This is a genomic window from Alkalimarinus coralli (assembly GCF_023650515.1).
GTDB lineage: Bacteria > Pseudomonadota > Gammaproteobacteria > Pseudomonadales > Oleiphilaceae > Alkalimarinus > Alkalimarinus coralli.
The window spans coordinates 3842270-3853347 of the sequence record NZ_CP096016.1; the positions used below are offsets into that span (position 1 = coordinate 3842270).

General features: G+C 45.5%; 7 protein-coding genes and 1 riboswitch. Of the genes, 3 read left to right on the forward strand and 4 right to left on the reverse strand.

Translation table 11 applies throughout. The annotated features are described in order from the left end of the window. Positions 1 to 115 precede the first annotated feature (115 nt). From MY523_RS17240 to MY523_RS17250, 3 genes are all read right to left on the reverse strand, one after another. On the reverse strand, positions 116 to 1234 hold the full coding sequence (locus MY523_RS17240; protein ID WP_250655919.1) for a ribonucleotide-diphosphate reductase subunit beta: 1119 nt from the start codon (positions 1232 to 1234) through the stop codon (positions 116 to 118). A gap of 24 nt (positions 1235 to 1258) precedes the next feature. Beyond that, the gene (locus tag MY523_RS17245; protein WP_250655920.1) at positions 1259 to 4156 is read right to left on the reverse strand and encodes a ribonucleoside-diphosphate reductase subunit alpha; all 2898 of its coding nucleotides are present in this window, start codon (positions 4154 to 4156) and stop codon (positions 1259 to 1261) included. 164 nt (positions 4157 to 4320) lie between these two features. Beyond that, a riboswitch (cobalamin riboswitch) is annotated at positions 4321 to 4579 on the reverse strand. Positions 4580 to 4766: 187 nt separating this feature from the next. Continuing rightward, positions 4767 to 5570: an ion transporter gene (locus MY523_RS17250; RefSeq protein WP_250655921.1), complete on the reverse strand. Its 804-nt coding sequence runs from the start codon at positions 5568 to 5570 to the stop codon at positions 4767 to 4769. Between the two features lie 333 nt (positions 5571 to 5903). Between MY523_RS17250 and MY523_RS17255 the strand changes: the two genes are divergently transcribed. Beyond that, positions 5904 to 6308, forward strand: a complete 405-nt coding sequence (locus tag MY523_RS17255) for a hypothetical protein (RefSeq protein ID WP_250655922.1) — start codon at positions 5904 to 5906, stop codon at positions 6306 to 6308. Between the two features lie 164 nt (positions 6309 to 6472). Beyond that, positions 6473 to 8953 (forward strand): fatty acid cis/trans isomerase, encoded by a 2481-nt coding sequence (locus MY523_RS17260; protein ID WP_250655923.1) that lies wholly within the window; start codon positions 6473 to 6475, stop codon positions 8951 to 8953. A 191-nt stretch (positions 8954 to 9144) separates the two neighbouring features. On the opposite strand, the gene MY523_RS17265 is transcribed toward MY523_RS17260, so the two are convergent. Continuing rightward, a complete protein-coding gene (locus tag MY523_RS17265) occupies positions 9145 to 9747 on the reverse strand; it encodes a Yip1 family protein (RefSeq protein WP_250655924.1) in 603 nt (200 codons plus the stop codon). Between the two features lie 240 nt (positions 9748 to 9987). Between MY523_RS17265 and MY523_RS17270 the strand changes: the two genes are divergently transcribed. Next, on the forward strand, positions 9988 to 10935 hold the full coding sequence (locus MY523_RS17270) for an esterase-like activity of phytase family protein (protein WP_250655925.1): 948 nt from the start codon (positions 9988 to 9990) through the stop codon (positions 10933 to 10935). Positions 10936 to 11078: the final 143 nt, after the last annotated feature.

The following is an 11078-nucleotide window of genomic DNA, read 5'->3' on the forward strand; positions in this document are numbered from 1 at the left end:
AGTGTTATCAAACCAGCTAGCCACCGGTTAGTCAAAGCAAGACTCTCTTACAAAGCCCACCGCCTCAGTAAGGAATACATAGCTTTCTCTCAGAAAGCTATGCGCTATACAGTAACTACCAGCTCAACGATGATCCAGTTTGATACTCCGTCACCCTGGTTTCAAAGAAGTTTTTCTCTTTCCGCATATTGGCCTGCTCATCTAACCAAGGCAAGGTGCTCTTGGCATTGGGAAAGGGAGGCACAAGCTTTAGCTGTTTAGCTCTTCGGTTAGCGATAAACCTGAACTGCTCTTTATGCTCTTCAGCAGAGTAACCCAGAATCGGATCTTTTAAGATATAGTCTGCATAAGATCGCTCTGCGGCATCCGCTTCTTCAAACATTGTTTGAATAGCTTTTGGGTCTAACGGTAAATTTTCTTCTTTTATAATCTGATTCACGACACGAATACCAAACGCACAATGCAACACTTCATCTCGCATGATGTATTGCAGCTGCTCGCCTGTGCCCTTCATCAGACCTCTACGCTGTAACGCAAATATAGGGCTAAATCCATTATAGAACCAGCAGCCCTCAAAGATACCGGCAAAGAAAATATACGCCATGACGAACTGCTCGAGATCGTCACGGTTGCGCAAGTTAATATCACTGCGCATAACTGAATCTAAACGAGTGTTGGCGAGCTTTATTTTACGATAAATAGCAGGTACAACACGGTAGCGGTTATAGATTTCGCCTTGGTCTAAACCGATAGTTTCAATGCAGTGCTGATACGTCCAGGTATGCATGGCCTCTTCATAGACTTGTCGGGCTTGGTAAATTTGTAGCTCCGGTGCGGTCATTTTCTCCATCACTGCAAGACCGATATTACGCATCGCCATAATGTCAGAGGTGGTGAGATATGAGAGAACATTTTCATACACATGCTTCTCTTCAACCGTAAGCTTATGGTTGTAGTCGTGAACATCTTGCGACATGTTGATATCTAAAGGTGTCCAATGGTTTTTATTGGCGTTCAAGAAAAACTCCCATGCCCAAGGGTATTTGAACGGCGCTAATTGGTTTACATCCGTCAGCCCGTTGACCACACGTTTATCGCCTGGATTCACGGGGGGCAATGCTTCTGCCAGCTCACTTATATTATCGATTATTGTCTGACCCTGTTCTTCAAAAATAACCGATGCTTTTGATGGAATGGCAGCGGCTAAAGGGTTGTCCCAGTTAGGTGTATTCATGATGGTTCTCCAGTTAATTAATGGCTATTGGCAAGCTTCACATTCAGGGTCAAGTATTGAACAAAACTGGGGCGCATCAGCCGCCTGGTTTAATTCAAAGTCAGTGCTTTCAGGTGCAGGGTCACTTGCACTAGCTTCATTGATAGAACTGCTTTCAGCGACAGTTCTTTGGCTTGCGTCACTGGTGGTTTTCTCCATATGGGTAGCACCTAACGAACGGAGGTAGTAGGTTGTTTTCAGGCCGCGTGTCCAGGCTGTTTTGTAGAGGTTGTCGAGTAGTTTTCCCGAGGCTTCTGGCATATATAAATTTAAGCTTTGACCTTGGTCGATCCATTTTTGACGCCGTGAGGCCGCTTCAATTAACCAGCGTGAGTCAATTTCAAAGGCGGTCGAAAAGCGCGCTTTGATCACCTCAGGAATACGTTCAATATGCTGAAGTGAGCCATCGTAGTACTTCAGGTCATTAATCATCACTGCATCCCATAAGCCCAAAGCTTTGAGCTCATCGACCAACCAGGGGTTCACCACGGTAAATTCACCGGATAAGTTCGATTTGACGAACAAGTTTTGATAACTCGGTTCGATCGATTGCGAGACCCCAACAATATTGGAGATCGTTGCCGTTGGGGCAATAGCCATGACGTTCGAGTTGCGCATACCGTGTTCTTTAATTAAATCTCTAACCGGCTGCCAATTGAGTTGCGTCGATTCATCAAACACAGAGTAATGATCACCGCGCTCTGAACTTAGCAGCTTGAGTGAATCAATAGGCAAAATACTCTGACTCCACAATGACCCCTCATAACTCTCATAAGCGCCCCGCTCTTTGGCCAATATTGCAGAGGCTTCTATGGCGTAATATGAAATAAGTTCCATTGATTGATCGGCAAAATGAACCGCTTCAACACTGCTGTAAGGGAGTTTTAAGGCATAGAGCGCATCCTGAAACCCCATAATCCCCATGCCTATCGGGCGATGACGTAAATTGGCATTTTCCGCTTGTGGCACTGCGTAGTAGTTAATATCGATCACGTTATCGAGCAAACGAATGGCAGTCTTGATGGTTTTCTGTAGATGCGCCTCATCTAGCTCGCCATTTTGAATATGGTTCACCAAATTGACCGAGCCCAAGTTACAGACGGCAATTTCATCTTCACTGGTATTAAGGGTGATTTCTGTACACAGATTGGACGAGTGAACAACGCCACTATGCTGCTGAGGTGAACGTATATTGCAAGGGTCTTTAAAGGTAATCCAAGGGTGACCTGTTTCAAATAACATTGAAAGCATCTTGCGCCACAGACTCTTGGCCGAAATCGTTTTAAACAAGCGCATCTCACCCTTTGCTGCCATCGCTTCATACTCTTGATAACGGGTTTCAAACGCTTGGCCGTATAGATCGTGCAAATCGGGTGTGTCGTTAGGTGAAAATAAGGTCCAATCTTTATCTTCAAATACCCGCTTCATAAACAAATCAGGAATCCAGTTGGCGCTGTTCATATCGTGAGTTCGGCGTCGCTCATCACCGGTATTTTTACGCAACTCTAAGAATTCTTCGATATCGAGATGCCAGCTTTCCAAATAAGCGCATACAGCGCCTTTGCGTTTGCCCCCTTGATTGACCGCAACCGCTGTATCATTAACCACTTTCAGGAAGGGGATAATACCTTGAGACTGGCCATTAGTGCCTTTGATGAGAGAGCCCAATGCTCGTACTGGCGTCCAGTCGTTGCCTAAGCCACCCGCCCACTTCGACAGCAGTGCGTTATCTTTCATGCCATCATAAATACCCGCTAGATCATCGGGGATGGTGGTCAAATAGCAAGATGAAAGCTGAGGTCGATTAGTACCCGCATTAAATAAGGTCGGGGTCGAGCACATATAATCAAAAGACGACAACAGGTGATAAAACTCAATAGCTCGCTCGGTCGGGTCATCTTCTAAAAGCGCCAGGCCCATCGATACCCGCATAAAGAAAATTTGGGGCAGTTCAAATCGAGTTTCGCGCCAATGAACAAAATAACGGTCATACAGGGTTTGCAGGCCAAGGTAGGTAAATTGAAAATCTCGCTCTGGCATCATCGCTTCAGCCAAACGCTTGATATCAAAATTAAGTAAATCCGCCGACATAATTTCTAGTTCAACCCCTTTATTAAGCGTCAAACGGAGTAAGTCGACGTAAAGGGTTTTCATATCTTTAAAAGAGCTTGGCGGCTCTACAGCCAAAAAGCGGCAAGCCTCTTGTTGCATCGAATCCAACAGTAGTCTTGCGCTGACATAACCGTAATTAGGCTCTTCTTCTATACGTGTACGCGCTGCCATAATCAGTGCGGTGGCAATATCTTTTTGTTTTATGCCGTTATAGAGGTTTTTTTGTGCGTTCTCGAATAAGTCATCGGCATTCACATCATCTAAGCCTGAACAGGCTTCATAAATGATGGTTTTGATTCGGCCTATATTAAGCGGCGATTCTGACCCATCTGCATTCAATACTTTAATGTTGGAGTGTGTAGTGGTCTTAGTGTGAGCAGATATTTCAGCATCACCTTCTCGAGTTTTACTATGCGCTTCACGGTACAAGACATACGCTCGCGCCACTTTGTGCAGCCCTTGTCTCATCAGGCCTAATTCGACCTGGTCTTGAATTTCTTCAATAGGGATAGCACTGCCTTCGGGCTTATTTTTGAAGAAGCTTGCGCTAATGGAGTGCGTCAGTGCATCGACGGTTTCTTTGACCCGTGTTGAGCCGGAGGCAGAACTGCCTTCAACCGCCAGAATGGCTTTGGTTATAGCGGTAGCGATTTTCGCATCATGGTAAGGAACAGCTTGGCCATTGCGTTTAATGACCTGAAATAAACTAACCGCATCGGGATTTGCTAATGGAGAGTCAGTACTCTCTTGAGCAGATAATTCTGAAGACATGATAAAGCGCCTTTGTTTTTAATTCGCGTAAAAAGACAATAACTTCGCGAAAAGGGCGGCATGACATAACCGTCAGGCACACAAAAAACAAAAACGTAGGAATACATTTTCATTACCTTATTCGCGAAGGTATGATTGTTTCTCGGAACACAATGGTTAAGTTCATCGTGACGAGATCTTGGGCAGGTCTTCGGACTTAGGGGCCATCAAAAGCATATTGCTTTATCGCCTACAGCGACGGCTTGCTGTTTAAGGTGCTTCTAGTACCAAAATTAGGGTCTACCAGTACCCATAAACAGTGCCTGAGTGTCTGCCACTCGTGTCGCGTTCGTTCCCCAATACCGCTGCGCGTCAGTTCCGGATTCTCACCGGATTCCCTCTTAGTTCTACGATGTTGTTCAAACAAAAAACACAACATAGACGCAAAAAACCAAAGAAAAAGCACTATATATCGCGCTAACTAAATTATCAACATTTGATTTTAGCTCTAAAGAGCTCTCCCGCTTTGCAGGCTGCGCGCTAATAAAAAACCCATAATAAGGTGCACATTAATACTGCGCATTTATTATGGGCTTTGACTCAATACGCAATCTAGCGAGTTTGCGTTAAATCATTGTTTCTTTTGCATATCCACTATCATTTTCTTTAACTCTCTTATCTCGCAATGAAGGTCTACAAGCGTTGGCTCTCCCTCGTGTTCAATTTCCCGAGCTTTCGCATGTTCTTCTTCCATTACATTAACAACAATGCCAATCACCATGTTTAAGAAAGCAAACGCGGTGAAGAAGATAAACGATAGGTAAAATACCCAGCTCATCGGATAGACTTCCATCGTTTCGTATTGAATATCAGTCCAATCTTCAAACGTCATCACTCTGAATAGCGTCAACATCGATATAGCGATATTTCCCCACAGTACGGGGTTGATTGTGTTGAACAAAAAACTGCCAATCGCTGCATAGATGTAAAAAATAATGAACATCAGCAGCATGACATACCCAAGTTGTGGCAGTGCTTTGATTAACGAGTTAATAAGAATTCGCAGCTCTGGAATGACCGAGACCATCCTGAGTACCCGAAACACCCGGACTAACCTGGCAAGCAAAGCCATCTCAGAGTCATTAATGGGGATTAAACTAATCACCACCACCAATGTATCAAACACGTTCCAGCCACTTTTAAAAAACTCCCTTTTATGAGGCTCGGCAATAAAACGAATGGTGATTTCAACCAGAAAGAACAGCGTTATAAACAGATCAAGAAATTGGGTGAACGAAACAGCTGAATCGGGCAACTGATAGGTTTTGGCACCAATTTCAAGCGCCGACACGATAATGATAAAAATAACAAACAGCTCAAATAGTCTATTACTTTTGAGCCTGAAAAAAGCATCTTGGATGGCTGCGTAGTTCATTGATAAGTTCGTTTACAAATTGATGGTGAATGGAAAGCTGGCATTTTACCGGAATATTAAGCCGCGTATTAAAAAAATATAAAAACAACACCTGTTTTTACCCTGTGCCTGCTTTTACCCTGTACTTATAGAACCACTGGCCTTTGCCAGCAGCAACTTCCCGTATGTGGAGCCTCAATGCACGCCTTTCAATGACGTTGTTTGATCATTTATGTAGTGGTAAGTACCTATAAGGCACTTATTGAGGCGTGACTTGTATCAATATCCGGTTTATTCAACATCATAAAATACCACTTAAGAGGTGTTTTTATCATCACATTAAGGAGACGGATAATGAACAAAATATTATCACTTGTACTGCTATCAGTTCTGGCATCGGCAACTCAGGCGGCGGAAGTATATCAGGGAAACGCGGCTGCCAAACTGCTCATAGGAAATACGCTGGAGGCAAATTATAAAACGGCTGGCGAGTGTGGCCGCAACGTCTTTTACGAATATTACGAAGAGGGCGGTAAAATTTTCGGCAGAGAACGGAAGATGGAACAGCAGGGCAGCTATACTCACTATATTGGCAACTGGAAGGTTGAAGACGGACAGCTTTGCACCTCGGTTTATGGTCGCCCCTATTCATGCAGCAGCTACGAAAAAGTAGGAGAAAACACATTCAAAAGGAGCTCAGACAACATGCTCATTAATAATGTGAAAATTCATAAGGGCAAATATCGACCTTGTTCGTAGCCATTCCGATATATCGTCATAGCCTAGTCATAATAAACGGGCACCGGGTTAACCCAGTGCCCTGATATTCCCGCTTCAAATACAAACATAGCCCCCCTCTTTGCCTGCTTATCATTTTCCCTTACAATTCAGCATACATACATTAACTACCCGATCAGTTTAATATGCCTGCATCTCGCTTTATTCGCTATTGCCTCCTAACCATTATGACCGCTCTAGTGGTTGCCGGCTGCGCCAGTATTTATACCACCGATTATGATGCACTGTATGGCCCTGCTGAAATAAAAGATCGCACCATTGGCTGGAGTGAGTTTCAAGGGCGAGTCGACAAAGGGCATGTCTCTTTTATTAAAGACGTCAAACCGATTCTCGACTCTCGATGTGTCGCTTGCCATGCCTGCAATGACGCGCCTTGCCAGCAGAAGCTGACCTCTTACGAGGGTATTGATCGTGGCGCCAACAAAGAGCTGGTTTATGATGGTGGCCGGTTGACGGCAATGGAGCCAACCCGTCTGTTTATCGATGCGAAAAGCACCGAAAAATGGCGAGAGAAAGGCTTCTACCCCATCCTCAATGAACGCATTGAGAACGCAGAGGCTGATCTAATGGGGTCGCTTCTTTTTCGGGTATTGAACCAAAAGTTCATCAACCCGCTGTCTGACCATGGCGGCTCCCCCCAACCTCTCCCCGAAACATTTGACCTTAGCCTTAACCGGAATCAACAATGCCCGACTATCGAAGAGTTTGATTACTATGAGGAGAAAAACCCGCTCTGGGGAATGCCATTCGGGCTACCGGGTTTAAATGTTCAGGAACTCTCAACCATCAACCAATGGCTCTACGAAGGAGCAAAGTTCGAACCACCCGCACCGTTTTCAAATGAGTCACAAAACGCTGCCCGCAAGTGGGAAAAGTTCTTCAATGGCTCGTCACTCAAGCAGCAGCTGGTTTCACGTTATCTTTATGAACATCTATTCCTGGGCCATCTTCATTTCAAAAACAGCCCAGACCGAGAGTTTTTCAAACTGGTGAGATCTTACACACCTCCCGGTGAAGAGATTGATGAAGTACCCACGGTAAGACCCTACGATGATCCTGACACGGACCGAGTGTACTATCGTCTGCGTCCGATTAAAGCAACCATCGTAGACAAAACACATCTGGTTTATGAACTTAGTGATAAGCGTATGGCGCGATTCAAGCAGCTGTTTCTCGAACCCGACTATAAGGTTGAATCTCTGCCATCCTACGAGCCGAAAGTTGCATCTAACCCATTTAGGTCATTTGCGGCAATTCCTGCAAAATCGAAGTACACCTTTTTACTCGATGAAGCCCAGTTTTTTATTGGCGGGTTTATCAAAGGACCTGTTTGTCGTGGTCAGATCTCGCTCAACGTCATTGATGACCATTTCTGGGCAATGTTTCTAGACCCCGACAAAGACCCTGTTAGCCATGATTCTGTATTTCTTGCGCAGCAAGCAAAAAACCTTCGGCTCCCGGCTGCAAAGGAAGATACGCTCAACCCAACCAATATCTGGTTCAGGTTTGCACAAGCTCAGAAGCGTTACCGCCAGGCAAAAAACGATTACCTCGATAAACGTTATCAAAACAGTGTCGAAAACAGCTTGGGCAGTATCTGGAATGGCCGCAACGACAACCTGAAAGATGCCGCTGGCAACCCTATACCCAATGATAACGCGGCACTCACCATCTTCAGGCATTTTGATAGTGCGACGGTTGTTAAAGGGTTTGAGGGCGGCGAACCCAAGACCGTGTGGATTATCGATTACCCAATATTCGAGCGTATTCACTACCTGTTGGTCGCAGGATTTAATGTATATGGCAATGTTGGCCACCAGCTATCAACCCGGCTTTACATGGATTACCTGAGGATGGAATCTGAAAACAACTTCCTTGACTTCCTGCCATCCGACCAGCGAAAACCAATGAGAGATAGCTGGTACCGAGGCGTCGGAACCAACATTATCAGCTACTTCGATAATCCGCTGACAGGCACCGAGCGGGAATCACGCGTGCGATATCAAACCAAAGAGTACAAAACTGAGCTATTGGGTTATATCGAAAACCAGTTTGCAGGACTTGACCTAACCGACCCGATCAACCGGTGTATGGGAGACGGCAATATAAACGCCTGCTCAGCAGGAGAAACCTCGGATCTTGAAAAGCGCATTTTTCCGCACATGCAGCAGCTGGCCAGCATAACAGGACATACGCTCAAACCGATACCTGACCTGGCATACTTAAAGGTCATCTCATCACGGGCTGATGAAAAAGCCGTAAGCTACTCGCTTATACACAACCGCGCTCATACAAATATCTCTTACCTGTTTAATGAGGACTCAAGGTTAGAGCCAGAAAACGATACATTGACCGTAATACCTGGCTATATTGGCAGCTACCCGAATTTCTACTATCAGGTCAATGAAGCTCAGTTAGCCGACTTCATAGTCCAGCTCACATCGATTAAGACCGCAGAAGATGAAGATCGCTTTATACGGAGTTACGGCATAAGGCGAACTGACACCCGATTCTGGGCGTTTAACGACTGGCTAAACAAGGACTACATGCGGCAAGCCCCCATCACAGCAGGCTGGTTCGACCTTAATCGTTACGAAAATAAGTGAAGAGAAGGCAGGGCAACCTACCTTCGTAAAAAGAGTTAAGCTTGTCATCCTCGCGAATGCGGGGGTCCATAGATCTGTAGACTCCGTTCAAAATGGATTTCCGCCCACCCCGGAGTGCTCTCTCCTGCTTCGCAATTCACCTTGTGCGCGGGAATGACAGTGCGGGTCATTCTTTGTTAAGTCAGTGCCATTCAGCTCACATATACCGGGCCAACACCGATACTCCAGACAACAACACTAATCGCCAGTAGCCCAACCAGCATTACCAAGCCCACAGTGAGCACAGAGGTTGCGAACATAAACCCGCGCTCTTCGGGAATCTTCATCAGAATAGGCAACCCCTCATACAAGAGATAAACCGAATAGGCCACCGCCGCAACACCGGCCAGCATATTAACCCACAGCACCGGATAAACGGCTACAATCCCCATAATCAGCATGGGTGTCGCGGTATATGCCGCGAGAATAACGCCATTGTGCTCATGCTCTCCTACGCCGTAAGTCACCGCAAAAAAGTCAATTGCACGACCGATCATATAAATGCCTGCAAGGGTTGCCAGATAAAACAGCGCACAGAGCTGTAGCGCACTTCCCGAAGTGAGCTTCACGACCTCACTTCCACCGACTTGCCAGCCTACCTGAGTGGTGCCGTAATAGGCTGCCGCAGCAGGGAGAAATGCTAAAATAAATACATGTGAGAGGTAGAGTTTACTGACAGACTCATGCTCTTCACGGATTGCTTCCCACTCTTGATCTGGATGGGTCAATAGCCCAACAGTATGTCCTAAGCTCATAAACTCACTTCCTCTATCTATTGTTTTTATAAAGGTACTCTCTTAGTCTTGGAAACTTGAGCATTTTAGTCAAGAAACTGGTTAAATTATGATCGTTTAAAAAACAGCGTTGTTATCGTTAAAGGTGATAAAGGCGCAGCCTTTGCTAACAGAAATCTTCAGTGGCAGACTGTTTAGCACGATCATCAAGTATTGGTGCGCCTTAACAAACCGAAAACCGAAAACCGAAAAGAAGAGCCGATGCGCTATCTACTTAATATTTTGTTTTCCGTTATATTGCTGCCTCAGGCTTCTGCCGATGAGTTAGCACTTGAGCAATACTGGGAGCTAGCCGGTTTCGACAATTTGCAGCCGTCTGGGCTTTCATTCTGCGGGAATGATCTGGTAATGGTGTCAGATCGCCATAACCACCGCATTTTTACCATTCCATTGCTGAACGCCCCATCAACTCAAATCAAAACCTACCGACAAATGAATTTGCTCAATGCGCTACCCGATGACTCAAGATGGCAGGAGCAGCTGGCGGATTGGGGTCTCAAATGGACGGATAAGCGTTTTGACTGGGAAGGCGTTCACTGTGACAGCCATTACTCGCTTTTTCTCGCCAGCGAATCACTCTCTGCGGTCGCCAAAATTGACCTTAAAGGCAACGCCAACTGGGTAACACCGGGCCTTTTTAGTGAAATACAGCAACAAGGCTTCGCAACTAGACTAAATACCGGTTTTGAGGGCATTACAGTCCATTCAGATGACATAACGATAGCACTGGAACGTGAGCCCAGAGGGCTATTGCGGGTCAAAGGAGAAGTACCACTAACAATTATTGATAAACTTAAAGTGATAAAAAATGAAGGCGTAATAAGCCCGCTAAATGCCGACTTTACCGGTTTATGGCTTGAGCATGGGCCAAACGACCAGCCTCCCAAACTGTATACGTTAGAACGTAACTTCTTCAGGGTCTGTCGCCGTAACTATGAGCATTGGGGAGCAGAAGCCTGCTGGAGCTACCATGCAACAGAAAGGTCGCCTGAATTCAGGTTCGAGAACAGTCACTATGGTTTGGCAGAGGGTATTGCACGTTTAGGGAATAGTATCTACATAATATTGGATAACAATGGCGAACCAAGGTTGAAGTCAGGTAAAAATGCACCGCTGCTATTTAAGTTCAAACGCCCTGATAACTGGTAGCTCAAGGCTTTCCATCCCAAAATACGCCTTTTTACTCCCCTAATACGCCCTACGGACGATTACACTACGCCCCCATTGCTCTTAATATAGACTCATCTTTTCGAAAGAGTGAAACAACATAAACCTTCAGGCCGTTTATGTTG